Origin of the sequence: Burkholderia sp. Leaf177 (genome assembly GCF_001424345.1) — a bacterium.
Classification (GTDB): Bacteria; Pseudomonadota; Gammaproteobacteria; order Burkholderiales; family Burkholderiaceae; genus Caballeronia.
In genome coordinates this window covers 254,963-273,159 of sequence record NZ_LMPF01000025.1, presented here as the reverse complement: position 1 = coordinate 273,159, position 18,197 = coordinate 254,963, and the positions used below count along the sequence as shown (strand labels likewise).

20 protein-coding genes are annotated in these 18,197 nt (G+C 60.1%); 11 read left to right on the top strand and 9 right to left on the bottom strand.

Annotated features, from left to right (window positions below):
* The first annotated feature begins 32 nt into the window (after positions 1 to 32).
* A complete protein-coding gene (locus ASG35_RS27895) occupies positions 33 to 827 on the top strand; it encodes a transporter substrate-binding domain-containing protein (protein WP_056366087.1) in 795 nt (264 codons plus the stop codon).
* Positions 828 to 893: 66 nt separating this feature from the next.
* Here ASG35_RS27895 and ASG35_RS27890 read toward each other — a convergent pair whose 3' ends face one another.
* The 6 genes from ASG35_RS27890 to ASG35_RS27865 form a co-directional block, all read right to left on the bottom strand.
* Positions 894 to 1,790, bottom strand: coding sequence for a 2-hydroxy-3-oxopropionate reductase (locus ASG35_RS27890; RefSeq protein WP_056365371.1), 897 nt, complete (start codon positions 1,788 to 1,790; stop codon positions 894 to 896).
* Positions 1,791 to 1,844: 54 nt separating this feature from the next.
* Positions 1,845 to 2,648, bottom strand: a complete 804-nt coding sequence (gene garL, locus ASG35_RS27885; RefSeq protein ID WP_056365369.1) for a 2-dehydro-3-deoxyglucarate aldolase — start codon at positions 2,646 to 2,648, stop codon at positions 1,845 to 1,847.
* A gap of 136 nt (positions 2,649 to 2,784) precedes the next feature.
* Positions 2,785 to 3,462, bottom strand: a complete 678-nt coding sequence (gene bluB / locus ASG35_RS27880) for a 5,6-dimethylbenzimidazole synthase (protein WP_056366084.1) — start codon at positions 3,460 to 3,462, stop codon at positions 2,785 to 2,787.
* A gap of 87 nt (positions 3,463 to 3,549) precedes the next feature.
* The gene (locus tag ASG35_RS27875; RefSeq protein ID WP_056365367.1) at positions 3,550 to 4,032 is read right to left on the bottom strand and encodes an N-acetyltransferase; all 483 of its coding nucleotides are present in this window, start codon (positions 4,030 to 4,032) and stop codon (positions 3,550 to 3,552) included.
* Positions 4,029 to 4,301: a type II toxin-antitoxin system TacA family antitoxin gene (locus ASG35_RS27870; protein WP_056365365.1), complete on the bottom strand. Its 273-nt coding sequence runs from the start codon at positions 4,299 to 4,301 to the stop codon at positions 4,029 to 4,031. Before ASG35_RS27870 ends, ASG35_RS27875 begins: the two co-directional genes overlap by 4 nt.
* A gap of 116 nt (positions 4,302 to 4,417) precedes the next feature.
* Positions 4,418 to 6,769: a bifunctional diguanylate cyclase/phosphodiesterase gene (locus ASG35_RS27865; protein ID WP_056365362.1), complete on the bottom strand. Its 2,352-nt coding sequence runs from the start codon at positions 6,767 to 6,769 to the stop codon at positions 4,418 to 4,420.
* A gap of 401 nt (positions 6,770 to 7,170) precedes the next feature.
* Between ASG35_RS27865 and phnC the strand changes: the two genes are divergently transcribed.
* From phnC to phnE, 3 genes are all read left to right on the top strand, one after another.
* A complete protein-coding gene (phnC, locus tag ASG35_RS27860; RefSeq protein ID WP_056365360.1) occupies positions 7,171 to 8,082 on the top strand; it encodes a phosphonate ABC transporter ATP-binding protein in 912 nt (303 codons plus the stop codon).
* A gap of 44 nt (positions 8,083 to 8,126) precedes the next feature.
* A complete protein-coding gene (gene phnD / locus ASG35_RS27855) occupies positions 8,127 to 9,098 on the top strand; it encodes a phosphonate ABC transporter substrate-binding protein (protein ID WP_056365356.1) in 972 nt (323 codons plus the stop codon).
* Between the two features lie 95 nt (positions 9,099 to 9,193).
* Positions 9,194 to 9,928: a phosphonate ABC transporter, permease protein PhnE gene (phnE, locus tag ASG35_RS27850; RefSeq protein ID WP_156393425.1), complete on the top strand. Its 735-nt coding sequence runs from the start codon at positions 9,194 to 9,196 to the stop codon at positions 9,926 to 9,928.
* 52 nt (positions 9,929 to 9,980) lie between these two features.
* Here the strand turns inward: phnE and phnN are convergent, their stop codons facing one another.
* From phnN to phnF, 3 genes are read right to left on the bottom strand one after another with little or no spacing between them, the layout of a single operon-like run.
* Positions 9,981 to 10,544 (bottom strand): phosphonate metabolism protein/1,5-bisphosphokinase (PRPP-forming) PhnN, encoded by a 564-nt coding sequence (gene phnN, locus ASG35_RS27845; protein WP_056365352.1) that lies wholly within the window; start codon positions 10,542 to 10,544, stop codon positions 9,981 to 9,983.
* Positions 10,541 to 11,260 (bottom strand): DUF1045 domain-containing protein, encoded by a 720-nt coding sequence (locus ASG35_RS27840; protein WP_056365348.1) that lies wholly within the window; start codon positions 11,258 to 11,260, stop codon positions 10,541 to 10,543. The genes phnN and ASG35_RS27840 overlap by 4 nt, the downstream gene beginning before the upstream one ends.
* The gene (gene phnF, locus ASG35_RS27835) at positions 11,257 to 12,015 is read right to left on the bottom strand and encodes a phosphonate metabolism transcriptional regulator PhnF (protein ID WP_056365347.1); all 759 of its coding nucleotides are present in this window, start codon (positions 12,013 to 12,015) and stop codon (positions 11,257 to 11,259) included. Before phnF ends, ASG35_RS27840 begins: the two co-directional genes overlap by 4 nt.
* 197 nt (positions 12,016 to 12,212) lie before the next feature.
* Here phnF and phnG point away from each other — a divergent pair, with 197 nt between their 5' ends.
* From phnG to ASG35_RS27800, 7 genes are read left to right on the top strand one after another with little or no spacing between them, the layout of a single operon-like run.
* A complete protein-coding gene (phnG, locus tag ASG35_RS27830; RefSeq protein ID WP_056365344.1) occupies positions 12,213 to 12,704 on the top strand; it encodes a phosphonate C-P lyase system protein PhnG in 492 nt (163 codons plus the stop codon).
* Positions 12,704 to 13,360, top strand: a complete 657-nt coding sequence (phnH, locus tag ASG35_RS27825) for a phosphonate C-P lyase system protein PhnH (protein WP_056365342.1) — start codon at positions 12,704 to 12,706, stop codon at positions 13,358 to 13,360. Before phnG ends, phnH begins: the two co-directional genes overlap by 1 nt.
* Positions 13,360 to 14,460 (top strand): carbon-phosphorus lyase complex subunit PhnI, encoded by a 1,101-nt coding sequence (locus tag ASG35_RS27820; RefSeq protein WP_056365337.1) that lies wholly within the window; start codon positions 13,360 to 13,362, stop codon positions 14,458 to 14,460. The genes phnH and ASG35_RS27820 overlap by 1 nt, the downstream gene beginning before the upstream one ends.
* On the top strand, positions 14,457 to 15,332 hold the full coding sequence (locus ASG35_RS27815) for an alpha-D-ribose 1-methylphosphonate 5-phosphate C-P-lyase PhnJ (RefSeq protein ID WP_056365336.1): 876 nt from the start codon (positions 14,457 to 14,459) through the stop codon (positions 15,330 to 15,332). The genes ASG35_RS27820 and ASG35_RS27815 overlap by 4 nt, the downstream gene beginning before the upstream one ends.
* Entirely contained in the window at positions 15,329 to 16,114 is a 786-nt protein-coding gene (gene phnK / locus ASG35_RS27810; RefSeq protein WP_056365334.1) for a phosphonate C-P lyase system protein PhnK, read from the top strand. The genes ASG35_RS27815 and phnK overlap by 4 nt, the downstream gene beginning before the upstream one ends.
* A 9-nt stretch (positions 16,115 to 16,123) precedes the next feature.
* A complete protein-coding gene (gene phnL / locus ASG35_RS27805; RefSeq protein WP_056365330.1) occupies positions 16,124 to 16,915 on the top strand; it encodes a phosphonate C-P lyase system protein PhnL in 792 nt (263 codons plus the stop codon).
* Positions 16,909 to 18,042 (top strand): alpha-D-ribose 1-methylphosphonate 5-triphosphate diphosphatase, encoded by a 1,134-nt coding sequence (locus ASG35_RS27800; protein WP_056365327.1) that lies wholly within the window; start codon positions 16,909 to 16,911, stop codon positions 18,040 to 18,042. The genes phnL and ASG35_RS27800 overlap by 7 nt, the downstream gene beginning before the upstream one ends.
* Positions 18,043 to 18,197: the final 155 nt, after the last annotated feature.

Genomic DNA, 18,197 nt, shown 5'->3' with positions numbered 1-18,197 from the left:
CTTTTGAACCGACCATAAAAATGGAGACTGCTTTGAAAACAAACACATTCATCATGCGCGGCTGCGTAGCTGCTTTGTTGCTTGCAGGCGTGGCGCACAACGCCATGGCGGACCAGCTCGACGACATCAAGAAGGCCGGCAAGATTCGCGTTGCGATTGCCATGGGCACGCCGCTTTTCAGTTACGCCGATGCCAACCTGCAACCCGCGGGCTCGGACGTGGACACTGCTGCAGCGCTTGCGAAGGACCTGGGCGTGAAGCTCGAACTCGTGCAAATCACGAACGCCGCGCGCGTGCCGACCTTGCAAGCGAAGCGTGCCGATCTGGTGATCGCGGATCTCTCGATCACACCGGAGCGTGCGAAGGTCGTGGACTTCTCGATTCCGTATGCGGTCATCACGATCATCGTGGGTGGCACGAAGAGTACGAACGTCAAGAATTACGCCGATCTCGATGGCAAGACGATTGGCCTGACGCGTGCCACTGTCAACGACACGCTGACCACGCAACAAGCGAAGGGTGCTCAGATCCAGCGCTATGAAGACGACGCCACGTTGATCACGTCGGTGGTGACCGGGCAGGTCGATATCTTCTCCAGCACGCCGTCGAATTTGAGCGAGATGGTCAAGCGCGCGCCGAACCGCAATCTCGAACTGAAGTTTGCGCAGAAGGATTTCGACCTCGGCATTGCGATGAACAAGGACGAGCCGAAGCTCAAGGAGTGGGTTAACAACTGGGTCAGCACGAACCAGAAGAACGGCAACCTCAATACGATCTACAAGAAATACCACGGTCGCGATTTGCCGGCGAGCGTGACGAAAGGCTGAGTCTCACCAAAACAAAAAGGGCATCGCGAAACAAACGCGATGCCCTTTTTTTCATGCGCTGAAAAATCAGCTGGCCGTGTTCTGACCGATCTCGTGATCGGCGAGATATTCGAGCGCGCGAACCATGCCCGAGTGATCCCACGCCTTGCCGCCATGCGCCGCGCACGCGTTGAAAAGCGCCTGACAGGTCGCTGTATTTGGCAACGACACCCCGAGCGATTGCGCCGTCGACAACGCCAAGTTCAAATCCTTCTGATGCAGCTCGATGCGAAAGCCCGGATTGAACGTACGCTTGGTCATGCGCTCGCCGTGCACTTCCAGAATGCGCGACGACGCAAATCCGCCCATCAGCGCCTTGCGTACTTTCTCGGCATCGACACCCGCCTTCGATGCCAGCAACAACGCTTCGCCCACCGCTTCAATGGTCGCGGCAACGATCACCTGGTTCGCCAGCTTGCAGACCTGTCCCGCGCCCACTTCACCGATCAGCGAGACGTTCTTGCCCATCATGTCGAAGAGCGGCTTGACGGTATCGAACGTAGCTTGCGATCCACCTACCATGATGGTCAGCGACGCCGCTTTTGCGCCCACTTCGCCGCCAGATACCGGCGCGTCCAGATACTCCGCGCCGCGCTCGCGAACCTTGGCCGCGAAGTCGCGTGTGGCGATGGGCGAGATCGAGCTCATGTCCACCACGATCTGGCCCGGGCGCAGCGCCGCGACCACGCCGTTCTCGCCGAACAGGACACGCTCGACGTCGGGCGTATCCGGGACCATCACGAAGATCACGTCGGCTTGTGCGGCGACCGCTGCAGGATTGTCGCAGGCGACAGCGCCCGCTTGCGTCAACTCCGCCGGCACGCCGCTGCGTGTGAACGCCGCGAGCGCGACGCCGTTCTTGACGAGGTTTTCAGCCATGGGCTTGCCCATGATTCCCAGTCCGATAAAACCTGCTTTTTGCATGTCATCCTCCAAAAAAATTCGGGTTCGCAGTCGTCGATGCCACTCGATAAAACTTTACTTCTGCATGAAATGTTTCTGCACGGCTTGCGCCGCGTTGCGCAACAGGCCCATATCCGCACACACCGCGATCACCTGGCAGCCCATCGCGAGATAACGTTCAGCCTCGGCCTGCACGGGCGCAAGCGTGCCGCTCGCTTTACCGGCTGCGCGGGCGCGATCGAAGACATGCGCCATGGCCTTTTGCACGTCCGGATGATTCGCATTGCCGAGATGTCCATACGATGCCGCCAGATCCGATGGTCCGAGAAACACGGCATCTACGCCATCGACCGCGAGGATTTCATCGATCGACTCCACCGCCTTGCGGCTCTCGATCTGCACGATCACGCAGATATTGTCGTTAGCGGTGGTGAGGTAGCTGGGCACGGTGCCGTATTTATTACCTCGGTGTCCTACCGATACCCCGCGGATGCCTTGCGGCGGATAGCGGGTGGCGGCGACGGCCCGGGTGGCGTCGGCGGCGCTGTCGACAAACGGGATCAGGAAGTTAAAGAAGCCGCTGTCGAGCAGGCGCTTGATGATCACGCTCTCGTTGGCCGGCGGGCGCACCACGGGCGCGCTACGGCTGTCCTTGAGCGCCATCAGCTGCGGGATGAGCGTGAGGACGTCATTGGGCGCGTGCTCCGCGTCCAGCAGAATCCAGTCGAAGCCAAGCATGCCGAGCAATTCGGTCGTGATCGGGCTGCCGAGCGACGCCCAGCAACCAATCTGCTTCTCCTGTTTCAGGACGGACTGGCGAAACGTGTTGGGAAGCGGCTGGTAGGGCGAGTGCAGCGAGTCTTGCGTAGGCGCGGTCATGACGGCTTCCTCTTGCGTAATTGCTCGAATTTCGGCTTGAGTTGAAAACCTGAGTATGAATCTGTATGCGGCAAGCTCATACGTTATCAGACGTCATATTACATCGCGGATTCGATCGACGGCAAGGGAAAGGGATTTATCGGTTATCGCGATCGCTGAGCGCTTCGGGCCAGCGATTCTCTTCAACACAATGTGCTGCGGGCACACGTTGCGCCCAGCCTTCGGCTTGCAGCATGGGCTCGTCGTAGAAATGCTGCACGTGGCCGATGCAGAGAATGGCAACCGGTTTTGCATCTGCCGGCATATGGAGCAGACGCTGCACGGCTGCGACATCGAACAACGATACCCATCCGAGACCAATCCCTTCAGCGCGTGCTGCAAGCCACATGTTCTGGATCGCGCAGGCCACCGACGCAAGATCCATTTCCGGCAACGTGCGGCGGCCGAAAACATGGTGCTCGCGGTTTTCCATCAAGCCGACCACCAACACCTCCGCGCAATCCAGAATGCCTTGGACCTTGAGGCGCATGAATTCATCGCTTCGTTCATTGAGCGCCGCGGCCGTTGCGCAACGTTCCGTTTCCACGATGTCGTGCAGCGCCAGACGCAAACCGCGATCGGTCACGCGCACGAAGCGCCAGGGCTGCATGAACCCAACGCTCGGCGCGTGATGCGCGGCATCGATCAATCGCGCCATCAGTTCGGCCGCGACCGGCGCGTCTGTGAAATGCCGCATGTCGCGGCGTTCGTGAATCGCCCGATAAACCCCTGCAATTTCAGGGTCGGAAAAGCGCTTGGAGGTCGAGTCGGTCATTGCATTCGTGGATTCGTGCATTCAAAAATTGCGGACGGTCGGGAGCAGGAAGGGCGCTGATGTCGTTTGAAAAGCACAACCGAATGTCTAGCTCAGACGAAGCAGGAGGGTCATAGGGTGCATGGGTGACGGCCTTAAGCCATAGCTTTCGTAGAACGCCACGGCTCGATCATCGATCGCGTGAACCAGAATGGCACGAACACCCATTTTTTCCGCAACAGTAACCGCGCGATTGACCGCATCCTGCAGCAACGACGCACCGAGCTGAATTCCCCGGGCATTGATATCGCGTGCAAGTCGTCCTAGCACCACGACAGGAATCGGGTCAGGCATGTTTCGACGAACGTTGCCAGTTGCCTCGCGATGGGCAACTGCACCTGCAGCGAGTGCGTAGTAACCGTACACGCGATCATCTGTATCTGTGGTCACAAATACGCGGCTCGCGCCGGATGCGTGGTTGAAGAGGGCACGCTTTTTAAGCCAGTCGTCCAATTCGGCATTGCCACATGAAAAGTCGGAAACGTCATGCGCTTCCAAAAGCGGCTGCGGCGCGGAAAGCTGCAAACTCATTTCTTGTTAGCGCTCCATGGCGCCTTCACTTTCATGAGGCGTGCAAGACCGGCGTTCGGTGTGGTTGGAGCGTCCAGCATATGGGTAAACTGCTTGAACTTTTCTGCGTCGAGGTTGAAGAACGTCTGATCCAACACGACCGCCTGAGCGCGCTCGCACGCGGCTTCCAGCATGAAGTCGGACCGGTTCTTGCCGAGCAGGCTCGCGGCATGGTCGATCAGGTCCCGTTGCTCAGGCAACGCGCGCAGATTGATAAGTGCATCACGCATGGCATCCTCCAAAACGTATATACATTAGATATACGAATCTTATGCCGACGTGTATCGGTTGTCAATACACCGCTTATGGAACGTCGTTGCACATCAATATCTGCATCTAAAGCATTTCACTCTCCAGCAGGCCATGCCAGATGCGGCGACGTCCAGTCGAGTTCGCTGCCAACGACCATCACCTTGCCCTCGCGTTGCACGGCCATTGTCACGCCCACCGAAGCGCGTCCGCTGGTAAGCGACAGGTAAGGTTGACAGAACACTGCCTTCCCCATGTTCGCCACGGCCTTCCAGTAATACGGCCGATGATCCCAGCGCGCCGATTGCGTGGACAGCAACGGACCGAGCCTCGAGTCGCCGCCGGGTCCCGCTCGCCCGACAAACTCCTGTCCCACGATGCGGCCCGTGTGGTCGAGCACGAAACAGCGACGGCAGAGCGCGAAACCGGTCATCGGTGCAATGGCTTCGTCAACCTCGGTGCCGTTCGATAACGCCGCGGCCGCCGTTTCCACCATCGCCAAATAGGGCGACAGTTGCGCTTCAAAACGGCTCGCGCGCACGCTGCGTCCTTCGGCGATGACATCGAATGCATGGTCGATGCGCCGCATCACCGCTTCGGGCGATGGAATGCTCGCGCTCGGTCTGCCGAGCAAGAATCCTTGCGCAAAATCGACGTTGGATTCGACCGCGAGCACGAGCTCTTCAGTCGTCTCGATCCCTTCCACGACCACGAGCATATCCGCGCGATGCAGCAGCGACACAATGGTCGATAACAACGGCTGATCCGAAGCACGGCTCTTCGCGCGAATCAGTTCGCCATCGAGCTTCACGAAGTCCGGCTGAATCCGCAGCAGGCGGTCGAGGTTGGAATGGCCCGCGCCGAAGTCATCGACGGCAATCAGGAATCCGCATCCCCGATACCGCCACGCGGCCAGCGCCAGTTCCTCCACGCTCACGCCTTCCGACTCCAGGATCTCCAGCACGATGCTGCCCGGACTGAGTCCCGCCGCGCTCGCCATGTTCGCGAGCGTCTGCTCATAGCCAACCTGAATGAACGTGGACGGCGCGACGTTCAAGAACAGCCACGTGTCCTGCGGCAAACGCTTGCGCGCATTGTTGAAGTGCAGATGATGCGTGAGCGAATCGAGCTCGGTGACATCCGGATTAGATTGCGGCGCGAAGAGCAACTCCGGTTGAACGGGATGACCGTCCCGATCGCGTCCACGCAAGAGGACCTCGAAGCCGACCTGCTTCTGGTGCGACAAACTATAGAGCGGCTGGAAGTGCGTGGAAAGTTCGAACGGACCCCAGTGCCTGACGGTATCGGCGTCGGGAGTTTGATCTGTGGAAGCATCGATATCATCATCGATAGCCGTTGCCCGCACACGCGCAACGCTGTTGGTCCGCTCCACGAACACGCGATTGCGGCCAGCATGTTTCGCGCGCAGCAGCGCTTCATCTGCGCGATCGAGCAGCGCGACGACGCCCTCATGTTCACGACGATGCGCAACGCCGAAACTCGCGGTCAGGAACCCGTCGGGCCGCAAGATACCAGCGATGCGTATGCGCAGGAGATCTGCAAGTTCCCTCGCCTGATGCGTTTCCGCAGTCGGAATCAGCACCGCGAATTCCTCGCCGCCGAGCCGGCCCGCGATCCCCTCGGGCGGTATTGCGTCCTTGATGATCTGCGTGACCTGCAGCAGCGCATCGTCGCCTCTTGCGTGGCCATATTGATCGTTGAGGGACTTGAATCGATCGACGTCCAGAAAGATCGCGCTGACAATCTCATCGCCCGTGCGCAGTGCGCTCAGCATCTCCTCGGCCCGTTCGAGGAACGCGCGACGGTTGAGAATTTGCGTGAGGGGATCGGTTGCCGCCAGCGTAATGAGCTTCTCTTCCAGCAAGAAGTGATTGAGCCGGAACCAGTAGAAGCCGAAATGAAACGCCGTCGCGGTCGGAATACCGATGGCAACCCACATTGCACATAACACCCAGTCGTCGTGCGTGAAGGGCACCGAGAACACAAAAGGAATGCCCGCTATATAAAACGCGATCGTGCCGAGCACGAAATGCCGCGGCGTGAGCCATAGCGGTGCGGCGCAGATGGGCACGACCATGCCGGCGGGCAGCATCCAGTAGAGCGGCTGCTCGACCCCGGTCACGGTGATCATCACGCCAATCTGCAGCACGACCACGTACGCCGCGCCGATCAGGCCGAACACGAAAGTGGAGGGCGCGCGCGGAATTGCCGCCACGAGCAGTGAAAGTGACAGCGCGCACAACAGGCGCGGCCAGAGCGGCAATTCGATACCCGTCACGTGCGCGCGAGCGACCACGAAAATGAGAAAGGCCACGACGGTGAACGCCATGGTAACGGTGGAAAGCGGCCTTTGCAGTTCCATTGAACGGCAATGAAACCTTAGCCGTAACGCAGGCGAGACGGATGGCGGAAGGAGAGATGTAAGCATGTCGTCGGATTGGTATTTAGCAGTCTCATTCACGCGAAGGTGAAGGCTGTCGGCTCTGTCGTGGTGTCCTGGCCGATTTGTTGAACTTCCGCAGCTGAAACTTACACGTTCAAAATTTCATCAGACGAAACGTAATTGTCTTACGGCGCGGCAACGGGCTCAAGACAAATGTTGAGCTGCCTACGGCATCACCTGTTTATCGTGAGCGGATGTGCCTTCCTATTTTCATTCCAAGTTTTTAAACGGCTGTTGAAATCGCGTTGTTCCACCGGTCGGTTGCCTGCATCCAGTTGTGTATTCATCTAGACGACTTACTGGCGTCACCGCGTCGTCATGTTGCATTCCTAGAATCCGTACGACGCTGCAAATCTGCAATTTCCAGGCGTCATAGTGAGGACATCATGGATGCAATCCGCATCGAACGACTGAGCAAGACGTTCAACAATGGCCGCAAGGCGCTCGACTCCATCGACCTGAAAGTGGGTGAGGGCGAAATGGTTGCGCTGATCGGCGCATCAGGTTCAGGCAAGTCCACGTTGCTGCGCCACATTGCGGGATTTACCGCATCCGATCCGGCGCCGTCGCATGTAACGCTGCTCGGCCGGCCCATTCAAGAGAACGGCAAAGTGGCGCGCGAGGTCCGCAGGATTCGTCGCGATGTCGCTTTCGTGTTCCAGCAATTCAATCTCGTCGGCCGCCTGACGGTACGCACGAATGTGCTGATCGGTGCGTTGTCGCGCGTGCCCTTGTGGCGGCGCCTGATCGGCCGTTTTCCGCGCGCCGAGCAGGAACTCGCCATGGCGTCGCTCTCCGCCATGGGCATTGGCGATCACATCAACGAGCGCGCCAGCACGCTCTCGGGCGGGCAGCAGCAACGCGCCGCACTTGCGCGCGCACTGGTCCAGCGGGCGCGTATCGTCCTCGCCGATGAACCCATTGCATCGCTCGATCCCGAGTCCTCGCGTCGCGTGATGGAGCTGCTCCAGTCGCTGAATGAGGATCACGGCCTGACGGTTGTCGTGTCGCTTCATCAGATCGACATAGCAATGAAGTACTGCGCCAGAACGGTCGCGCTGCGCAACGGCTGCGTGGTGTACGACGGCCCTTCCGCGAGCCTGACGCCGGCTTTGTTGCGCGAGTTGTACGGCGCGGCGGCCGAAGAACTGCTGACCGATCCGAACACCGATACCGACGTCGACACCGACACCGCCGCCGCCCAGCGCGATCCGGTTCGTCAAACGGAACGCGCAGCGGCGCGTCCGGAAGGCGCATCGGCCCGATCTGCAGCGTTCGCGTCGGCCGCGAGCTCGTGAGCGAATCACTTTTGTTTGTTTCTTTCCAACCCTGGACCCATTCGATGAAATCAGCCCGATTCCTTCTGGCCGGCGCGGCGTTCGCCGCCTGCCTCGTCTCGCAGGCAGTGCTTGCTGAAACGATCAACTTCGGCATCATTTCCACCGATAATTCCGCTGCGCTCAAGCAGCGCTGGCAGCCGTTGATCGACGACCTCAACAAGCAGACCGGCCTCGAGGTCAAGCCGTTCTTCGCGACGGACTACGCCGGAATTATCGAAGGCATGCGGTTCAATAAAGTGCAGATTGGTTACTTCGGCAATGCATCGGCTATTGAAGCCGTGGACCGCGGCAACGGGGAAGTGTTCGCAAAAGTGAAGTACAAGAGCGGCGAGGCCGGGTACTACTCGCTCTTGATCACCAGCGTGAACAGCAAGTGGAAGACCGTCGATCAGGTTCTGAAAAATACGCACGATATCAACCTGGGTTTCGGCGATCCGAATTCGACTTCGGGCACGCTCGTGCCTTCGTATTACCTGTTCGCGAAGAACGGCATCTCGGTACGCAACGACTTCAAGAGCGTGCTGCCATCGAGCCATGAAGCGAACATGCTGGCTGTGGTGAACAATCGCGTGGACATCGCGACGAACAATACCGACATGGTCGAGACCTTGCGCCAACAGCACCCGGAGTTGCTTCAGCGCGTGCGCATCCTGTGGAAATCGCCGCTGATTCCGTCGGATCCGATCGTATGGCGCCGCGACTTGCCGCAGGCCACAAAGGACAAGCTGCGCAATTTCTTCGACCACTACGCGCAGACCGATCCGCGCGAGAAGGCGATCATGGAAGGCATCACCGGCTTGTCGGGTTTTACCGATTCAACCGACGCGCAACTGATCCCGATCCGTCAAATGGCCTTGTTCCAGAAGAAGGAACAAATCCGGAACGACGCGCATCTCTCCGATGAAGACAAGAAAGCGCAGATTGCCGCGCTCGACCAGAAGCTGGCGCAGCTCGATACGGTGGCCGCGAAGTGAAGCATCCCGTCGACGCTTATTCCTTCGACGGCGCCGCGGCTCGCCCGCACGCCATCAAGCCCGAGCTGAACGTACCCAAGCGCAGCTGGTTATCCATGTTCGGTTGGATCGCGTTCGTGGCGATTCTCGGGCTGTCGTGGCGTAGCGCCGACATGCGTCCGCTCGATCTCTTCGCCGATCCGGGCAACATGGTGCAGTTCGGCCGCGACTTTTTCCCGCCGGATTTTCACGACTGGCGCACCTATGTTCACGAGATGATCGTGACGCTTGCAGTGGCGGTGTGGGGCACGGCGTTGTCGCTGGTTTTCGCGGTGCCGTGCGGGTTGTTGTCGGCTTATAACATTGCGCCGGTGTGGGTCGCCCAGCCGGTGCGGCGCGTGATGGACGCCTGCCGCGCGATCAACGAAATGGTCTTCGCCATGTTGTTCATCGTCGCGGTCGGGCTCGGGCCGTTCGCCGGCGTGCTCGCGCTCTGGGTGCATACCACGGGCGTGCTCGCGAAGCTTTTTGCCGAAGCTGTCGAGGCTATCGATGCACGTCCTGCGGAAGGCGTGCGCGCCACCGGCGCAAGCAGTCTCGACGAAGTGCTGTATGGCGTGCTGCCGCAGGTCATGCCGCTATGGATATCGTTTGCGTTATACCGCTTCGAATCCAACGTGCGCTCGGCAATGGTCGTTGGCATGGTCGGCGCAGGCGGCATTGGCGTGGTGCTGTATGAAGCCATTCGCTCATTCAACTATGCGCAGACCGCGGCGGTGTTGTTGATGGTGATCGTGATCGTGAGTCTGATCGATCTTGGGTCGGCCTGGCTGCGAGAGCGTGTGATCTGAAACGTTTGAGCAAGTATTGGCCGGTACGAAGTGCGTGCCGGCCAATTCCTTTTTACGAAGCGAGTTTCAGCGGCTGATTGATTGCTGCCAGCAACTGCTGACCGGCATCGGCGAGCAAACCCGAGTTATCGATGTTCGTCACGCGTGCCTCTTCCGGCAACACGAGCGCCGGCTGTCGCGCGAGACGTGCTTCCATCTGCCTCGAATCTTCGCGGCCTCGCCGTTCAAGACGCGCGGCGAGGACCGTCGGGTTTGCATGGATGTGGACGAACTGCGTGTGCGGATAACGCGCGAGCGCAGCAGGCGCGTGCTGACGCGATCCGTTCACGACGACATGTAAGCCGCGCGCGAGCCAGGCATCGATTTCCACGCCGATTCCATAGTGCAATCCGAGGCTTTCCCAATGCATCGAAAACACGCCGCTTGCGAGGCGTGCGGCGAATTCATCGTGTGTTAGCGCGACGTGATTCTCGCCTTCCGAAACGGGCCGCGTGATGTATCGATGCGCGAACATCACCTGCGATCCAATGCGCTCGCGCACGAAGCCAAGCAGCGAATCCTTGCCGGCGCCAGATGGTCCCATTACATAAATCAGTCTGCCTTGACCGGCGTTCATGCGCGTTCTCCTGCGTCGCCGAAAGGCAGACGTTTCCATACGGAGAAGGGCGCGTCTCGATGCGGCTGGACGAAGAGCGCTGCACCATGAAACGGAAGCGGTCCAAGTGATTGGATGCGCGTTTGCCAGAGCGTCCTGATCACCGCGCGTTGCGTTTCCGAATCGATGGAATCGGAAAGTGTCATATGGAAACGGAATTCATCGAGCACATAGGGATAGCCCCATTCGTGCAGCAACGCGCGTTGCCGGGGATTGAGATGGGACGCGAGCCGCTTTTCATTATCTTCGGACGATGGCCGTGCGCGCAGTGCAGCAAGCGCATGCAACGCGCTCGCCGCGATATCGCGAATGGCGTTGTCGTGATCAGCATGCGCCGCTTTGAGCGCGACGAAACGGCCGAGATCCGCAGCTTGCAGAAGGGCATCGAAAGGCGTGATTTGTTTCGCCCATTCCTTTGCGGCCGCGAAGACATCCTGCAGCGCATGACCCTCAGCGATATGAAACGGCGGCACGAGCGTGCCATGCCAGCCGTATCGGCGCGGTGCGACGGTCAGCGAGGCAACCGTCTGTCCCAATGCAGGAACAGCAGGCGGTTCCAGGAATTCGCCCGTTTCGGCATTGCGGCCGAGCCATTCGCTGCCTGCATTCCACCAGGCAGAAACGGCGGGCGGCGCGTAATAAAGCGCGACGCGTGCGTCGGGCGTCCACGCGTTCATACGCCATCCTCCACCAGCAATTGCACGCGGTCCGCCGCGAAATGCGTGATGCCGTATTTGATGGGCACGCCGGCTTCGTCCACGTCGACGCTTTCAACCCACATGACCGGCTGCTGCCGGTTGATCTGCAAACGGCGTGCGACCTCCGAGCTCGGCAAGACGCACCCGATACGGCTCCATTTGCGCGTGTAATCCGTCACGCCGAATTCGGCCAGCGCCGCGCTCACGCCTGGCTTGCCTGCCAGCACCGCGGGAAGATCCGCGAATCGCATTGCCGGATACCAGCTGCGCGCATAGGTCAGCGGCACGTCGTCGGAGTCATGGCGCGTCTCGATCTCGTAGACAAGCGTGCCGGCGCGGATGCCAAGCGCCTTGGCCGTAACCGGATCCGCTTTGACCTTGTCGCTCGACAACACCACGCCCGCCGATGGTTGATTGTGGCGGCGCAGATTTTCGGTGAAACGGGTGCGGCGGCCGATCTGATAATCGATCGCGCCAGGCTGCACGAACGTGCCACGCCCTTGCTCTACGCTGACGAGTCCCGTGGCGGCGAGACGCAGCATGGCGCGGCGCACGGTATGGCGGTTGACGTCGAAACGCCGTGCGAGTTCTGCTTCGCTCGGCAGGCGACCCTCTTCGCCAAAACTTTTTGCTGTAATTTCCGCCGAAAGGATCTGTTCGATCTGGCGCCACACGGCAACGCCCGCGCCGCGCTCGACTGCAAGCCCCGGTGTCCCCGTTTCGTTGGATGTCATGGTGGTGTCATTCCTGTCGGTTTGAATATCGTCATTGGCATTGTAGTGCGAGCCCGATGATGAAAATGTGAAAGCGGGGCACATTCAACTATTTTATATCTACATCTGTAAACGTCTAGACGACCAGATGATTAGTCTAGTAGTGTAGGGGCTGGATTCGGGTTTTTTCAGGCATCACCAAAATCACGAGGTTGACGATGAACATTTCCGCGCGGCCGTCCGAGTTGGCGCAACCAGCGACCCGGCGCGAGTGGCTGGCGATCCTGGCGCGCACCCCGCACGAGTCAATGAAGGAAGCAATGAATGCGGCGCTCGGCGCAACGGATCCGCCTGAATTCGACTGGCTGCGTGCGCCGGATATCGGTCTCGCGATGGTGCGTGGACGCGTAGGCGGAACTGGCGACGCGTTCAATCTCGGCGAAGTGACCGTGACGCGCGCCACGCTGCGCGTCCGGTCGGCCGAAGGACGCGCGACGGTCGGCATGGCGGTTCACATGGGGCGCGACAAGGAGCGCGCCACGCTTGCCGCGCTTGCGGACGCGCTGCTGCAAATGCCGGCGTTCGAAGCGCGCATGCAGCAACTCTTGATCGCGCCGCTGGCTGCACGCATCGCGGAAAGCCGCGAACAAAAGCAGACGCGTGCAGCGGCCACGAAAGTTGAATTCTTCACGATGGTGAGAGGTGACTGATGCAACGGAATAATCCATCGGCAGGCGCGCGGGAGGCGGGCGCGGGCAGCATCGACCTCGCCACGCTCACACCTGGTTTCACCGATACCATCCATGATTCGCAGGGCGTATTCCGCTCGCTGCTGGATGCGCTTTCCCGGCCGGGCAAGATCGTATCCATCGACACAGTGGTGCCTGTTTTCGCCAGCGAGCACGAGCCGCACGTGCCGCTCGCCGCTTACGCCGCGTTGCTCGCGCTCGCCGACTACTCCACGCCCGTGCTGTTGCAGCATCCACATCGATCATTGAGCGACGCGCTGCGCTTTCACACCGGCGCGCCCGTGACGGCCGATTGTTCGGAAGCCGTGTTTGCCTACCTCGACGACGCTGGTTCCATGCCGTCGATCGATGAATTTTCGCTCGGCGAACCCGAGACGCCGGAAACTGCCGCGATGCTGTTCATCCGCGTTGATTCGCTGACAGGCGGCGCTCCAGCGACATGGCGCGGCCCCGGAATCCGCGATGCGCAAACCGTATGCGTGGAAGGCGTGCCCGACTCGTTTTGGCGCGAGCGCGCCCAGCTTGCGAGTGAATTTCCGTGTGGCGTCGATTGTTATTTCGTGCATGGCGGTTCGGTGATCGGACTGCCTCGAACAACGCACGTGGAGGTGGCCTGATGTACGTTGCAGTCAAGGGCGGCGAACGCGCGATTGAACGTTCATGGGATCTGCTCGCGGAAAAACGCCGCGGCGATCAGGCGTTGCCGGAACTCGGCGTCAGCCAGATTCGCGAGCAACTGAGACTCGCCGTGGCGCGCGTGATGACCGAAGGTTCTGTCTACGACGAAGAACTCGCGGCGCTCGCGATCAAGCAGGCGGCAGGCGATCTGGTCGAGGCGATTTTCTTGTTGCGGGCTTATCGCACTACCTTGCCGCGTTTCGGTTATACGCTTCCTGTCGATACCGAAAAGATGTGCGTCGAGCGAAGAATCTCGGCGGCGTTCAAGGACATTCCCGGCGGCCAGATGCTTGGAGGAACCTACGATTACACGCAGCGTCTGCTGAATTTCAAGCTGCTTGCGGAAGGCGTTGGGTCGGATTCAGGCGAGAAGATCGCGCCGCCATCGGCTAGGCACGACGCCATGCCGCGCGTACTCGCCATGCTCGACAAGGAAGGCCTGATCGAACAGGAGAGGGTGCACGCGGATGCATCCGAACCCGGCGACATCACGCGTGAACCACTCACGTTCCCCGTGGACCGTACGGTTCGTCTTCAGAACCTTGCACGTGCCGATGAAGGTTTCCTGCTTGCGATCGGCTATGCAACGCAGCGCGGTTATTCGCACACGCATCCGTTCGCGGGCGAGATTCGCAATGGCGAAGTCGCGGTTGAAATGGAAATCGAAGAGCTGGGATTTTCTATCGAGATCGGCGATATGGAGATCACCGAGTGCCAGATGATCAACCAGTTCGCCGGCAGCGGCGACGTGCCGCCAACGTTTACGCAAGGCTACGGACTCGCGTTCGGACACTCGGAGCGCAAGGCGATGGCGATGGCGCTCGTCGACCGGTCATTGCGTGCGCCGGATTTGGGCGAGACGGTTGCATCGCCGACTCAAGACGCCGAATTCGTGCTTTCACATAGCGACAACGTGGAAGCATCGGGCTTCGTTCAGCACCTGAAATTGCCGCATTATGTGGACTTCCAGTCGGAGCTCGAGCTGTTGCGGCGGCTGCGCGCAGGTCTGGAAAAAGAACAGCAGGAGAACGCAGCATGAACGCGCGAACGCAGGAAAGCGTCATTGCGGAAGGCTATAACTTCGCTTACCTCGACGAACAGACCAAGCGCATGATCCGTCGCGCGTTGCTGAAGGCCGTTGCAATCCCGGGGCATCAGGTCCCGTTCGCATCGCGCGAAATGCCCTTGCCTTATGGCTGGGGAACCGGCGGATTGCAGGTAACGTCCGCGATCATCGGGCGCGACGACACGCTGAAGGTGATCGACCAGGGTTCCGATGAAACCACCAACGCCGTCAACATCCGGCGTTTTTTCGCGCGCACGGCCGGCATTGCAACCACTACGCGGACCGTGGATGCATCGATCATTCAGACGCGTCACCGGATTCCGGAAACGCCGCTAACGGACAAGCAGATCATGGTGTACCAGGTGCCCATGCCCGAACCGCTCTACCGGCTCGAACCGCGCGTGACCGAGTGCCGAAAGCTTCATTCGCTTGCCGACTATGGCCTGATCAACGTGAAGTACTACGAGGACATTGTGCGGCACGGCAGCATTGCGACGACCTACGATTACCCCGTGCTCGTGAACGACCGTTATTTGTCGTCGCCCTCGCCAATCCCGAAGTTCGATAACCCGAAGATGCACATGAATCCCGCGCTGCAACTATTCGGTGCGGGCCGCGAACGCCGCATCTATGCCATCCCGCCTTATACGAAGGTCAAGAGCCTTGATTTCGAGGATCATCCGTTCAGCATCCAGCACTGGGAACACGAATGCGCGCTGTGTGGATCGCGCGAAAGTTTCCTGGACGAAATGATCGTGGACGACGAAGGCAAACGCATGTTCGTATGTTCCGACAGCGACTATTGTCAGGAACATCGCGCCGGGAAAGAACAGGAGGATGCATGAGTCATTCATCGCTCGCTCCGCTGCTCAGCGCGCGCGGACTCACTAAACAGTACAACGGACGCGGCGGTTGCGCGGATGTGGACATCGATATTTATCCGGGCGAAGTGTTGTGCATTGTCGGCGAATCGGGCTCGGGAAAGTCGACCTTGCTCAACGCGCTTGCATTGCGCACGCCGTTGGACATTGGCACGTTGACGTATCGCACGGCGGAACATGACGTGCTCGACCTGCTTACGCTTCCCATGCCGCGCCGCCGCATGCTTGCTCGAACCGACTGGGGTTTCGTGCATCAGAATGCGCGCGATGGTTTGCGGCATGGGGTATCGGCGGGAGCGAACATCGGCGAGCCTTTGATGGCGAACGGCGCGCGTCATTACGGCAAGCTTCGCGAAACGGCGTCGAGCTGGATGAGCCAGGTTGAACTGGACGCCGCGCGCATCGACGAATTGCCGTCCGCGTTTTCAGGCGGCATGCAGCAGCGGCTGCAAATTGCGCGCAACCTGGTGACGAAACCGCGCCTCGTTTTCATGGATGAACCCACGGCCGGGCTGGATGTATCGGTGCAGGCAAGATTGCTGGATCTGCTTCGCACGTTGACGGGGAAACTTCATCTCGCGGCGTTGATCGTGACGCACGACATTGGCGTGGCGCGTTTGCTCGCGCACCGGTTGATGGTGATGAAGGACGGCCGCGTGGTGGAAAGCGGGCTGACCGACCAGGTGCTGGACGATCCTCAACATCCTTATACGCAGACGCTGGTTGCGTCCGTGCTGCCCGTTTGAGAGTCTAGAATGAATGCCAATAGCTTCAAAGAACTCGCCGATGACGTCGCTTTTGCCGAACGCAAAACGTTGATGCTGCGCGCACGCGGAGTCGAAAAAACCTTCACGTTGCATCAGCAAGGCGGCGTGAGCATTGCAGCGTTAGGCGGCGTTTCGCTCGATGTGGAACGCGGCGAATGCGTGGTGTTGTCAGGACCATCCGGTGTCGGCAAGAGCACCTTGCTGCGCTGCATGTACGGCAACTATCTGCTGACACGCGGCACGGTCACGATTCGCGATGAAAGCCGCGCGTCAAAATATCTGTCGTTGTCGGACGCTGAACCGCACGATGTGATCCGCTTGCGCCGCACGACCATGGGCTACGTCAGCCAGTTTTTACGCGCAATTCCACGGGTTTCATCCATCGATCTTGTCAGCGAGCCGCTCATATCTCGCGGCATGAATGAAGACGAAGCGCGCGAGCGGGCTGGCGTCCTGCTTGAACGCCTGAACGTGGCGCGCCGTTTATGGACGCTCGCGCCGGCCACGTTTTCAGGCGGCGAGCAACAGCGCATCAACATCGCGCGCGGGCTGATTGCCGGACAGCCGCTGTTGCTGCTCGATGAACCCACCGCATCGCTCGACGCGGAGAACCGGCAAGTGGTCGCCGATCTCATAGTCGAAGCGCGCGAGCAGGGCGCGGCGATCGTAGGAATTTTCCACGACGAGGACACGCGAGAACGCGTCGCGACCCGTCTGATTCAACTCAATGCGCCCGCCGGGCTGGCGGCCACGACTACGGAAAACTTGCAGACATGCTGATCAAGAACGCGCGAATCGTCACTCGCGACGAAGAGTTCACGGGCGTCGTGCGCATCGCCAACGGATGCATTGCCGAGGTGGCGCCCGGCACGACTTCAGCCAGCGACGCCGAAGACTGGGGCGGCGACTATCTCTTGCCCGGCCTCGTGGAATTGCATACGGATAACATCGAAAAACATATCGCGCCGCGTCCCGGCGTGCTGTGGAATTCCGATGCCGCCATCGTGGTGCACGACGCACAAGTTGCAAGCGCGGGCATCACCACGGTCTTCGACGCGTTGGGCATCGGCTCGCGTGGCGGCGTAGGCGTGCGCGGCAAGGAACTGCAGACCAACAACGCACGTTCGATCGAACGCCTCGCCGGACAGGGTTTACTGCGCGTCGATCACTTCCTGCATTTGCGCTGCGAAATCGCTGCCGCCGACGTGATCGAAGTTTTCGACAGTCTCGTTTCGCATCGGCTATTGCGCCTTGTTTCGGTGATGGACCATACGCCCGGGCAACGTCAATGGCACGACCCGGTGCAATGGCGCAAATACCAGGAGCGTCATGGCAAGTGGACCGACGAGCACGCAAGCACCATGCTCAACGAACTGACGAACGATCAGCAGCGTTACGCGCGGATTCATCGCACGGAGATCGTTGCTCGGTGCAAGGCGCTCGGACTGCCGCTTGCAAGTCACGACGATACATCCATAGATCACGTGCTCGAAGCGGCGCAAGACGGCATCGCGCTCGCCGAATTCCCGACCACGCTCGTCGCAGCGCAAGCGGCGCGCGAACGCGGCATTGCAACGATCATGGGCGCGCCGAACATCGTGCGCGGCGGCTCGCACTCGGGCAACGTGTCCGCGCTCGAGATGGCGAAGGCGGGGTTGCTCGACATTCTGTCCTCGGACTATGTGCCGTCGAGCTTGCTGAGCGCGACCTTCGATCTCGTCGATAAAGCCGGCTGGTCCCTGCCGCAAGCCATGCGCACGGTATCGTCGGCGCCGGCCAATGCGGCTGGCCTGACGGACCGTGGCGCGATCGCGATCGGGTTGAGAGCCGACTTCGTACGCGTGGCAATGTCGGGCCGTTTGCCGATTCCGCGCGCAACTTATCTGGAAGGAAACCGCGTCGCCTGAAGGGCCGATAGCACGTCGGTTGCGAGTGAGCAGCGGGTCAGCAACTCAACCGCGAAGGGCGATTCTTGACTCACGCTCAAGAGTGTTCTGCCCTTCGCGGGGTTTCCGAAAAACAGCAAAGCACGGACACTGGTGAGCTTCGAATCGATGTTTCC

Bases quoted from the DNA above. Each gene is read 5' to 3' on its own strand.
- ASG35_RS27890 (WP_056365371.1), bottom strand. From the start codon at position 1,790: ATGCAAAAAGCAGGTTTTATCGGACTGGGAATCATGGGCAAGCCCATG.
- garL (WP_056365369.1), bottom strand. From the start codon at position 2,648: ATGACCGCGCCTACGCAAGACTCGCTGCACTCGCCCTACCAGCCGCTT.
- bluB (WP_056366084.1), bottom strand. From the start codon at position 3,462: ATGACCGACTCGACCTCCAAGCGCTTTTCCGACCCTGAAATTGCAGGG.
- ASG35_RS27875 (WP_056365367.1), bottom strand. From the start codon at position 4,032: ATGAGTTTGCAGCTTTCCGCGCCGCAGCCGCTTTTGGAAGCGCATGAC.
- ASG35_RS27870 (WP_056365365.1), bottom strand. From the start codon at position 4,301: ATGCGTGATGCACTTATCAATCTGCGCGCGTTGCCTGAGCAACGGGAC.
- ASG35_RS27865 (WP_056365362.1), bottom strand. From the start codon at position 6,769: ATGCTTACATCTCTCCTTCCGCCATCCGTCTCGCCTGCGTTACGGCTA.
- phnC (WP_056365360.1), top strand. From the start codon at position 7,171: ATGGATGCAATCCGCATCGAACGACTGAGCAAGACGTTCAACAATGGC.
- phnD (WP_056365356.1), top strand. From the start codon at position 8,127: ATGAAATCAGCCCGATTCCTTCTGGCCGGCGCGGCGTTCGCCGCCTGC.
- phnE (WP_156393425.1), top strand. From the start codon at position 9,194: ATGTTCGGTTGGATCGCGTTCGTGGCGATTCTCGGGCTGTCGTGGCGT.
- phnN (WP_056365352.1), bottom strand. From the start codon at position 10,544: ATGAACGCCGGTCAAGGCAGACTGATTTATGTAATGGGACCATCTGGC.
- ASG35_RS27840 (WP_056365348.1), bottom strand. From the start codon at position 11,260: ATGAACGCGTGGACGCCCGACGCACGCGTCGCGCTTTATTACGCGCCG.
- phnF (WP_056365347.1), bottom strand. From the start codon at position 12,015: ATGACATCCAACGAAACGGGGACACCGGGGCTTGCAGTCGAGCGCGGC.
- phnG (WP_056365344.1), top strand. From the start codon at position 12,213: ATGAACATTTCCGCGCGGCCGTCCGAGTTGGCGCAACCAGCGACCCGG.
- phnH (WP_056365342.1), top strand. From the start codon at position 12,704: ATGCAACGGAATAATCCATCGGCAGGCGCGCGGGAGGCGGGCGCGGGC.
- ASG35_RS27820 (WP_056365337.1), top strand. From the start codon at position 13,360: ATGTACGTTGCAGTCAAGGGCGGCGAACGCGCGATTGAACGTTCATGG.
- ASG35_RS27815 (WP_056365336.1), top strand. From the start codon at position 14,457: ATGAACGCGCGAACGCAGGAAAGCGTCATTGCGGAAGGCTATAACTTC.
- phnK (WP_056365334.1), top strand. From the start codon at position 15,329: ATGAGTCATTCATCGCTCGCTCCGCTGCTCAGCGCGCGCGGACTCACT.
- phnL (WP_056365330.1), top strand. From the start codon at position 16,124: ATGAATGCCAATAGCTTCAAAGAACTCGCCGATGACGTCGCTTTTGCC.
- ASG35_RS27800 (WP_056365327.1), top strand. From the start codon at position 16,909: ATGCTGATCAAGAACGCGCGAATCGTCACTCGCGACGAAGAGTTCACG.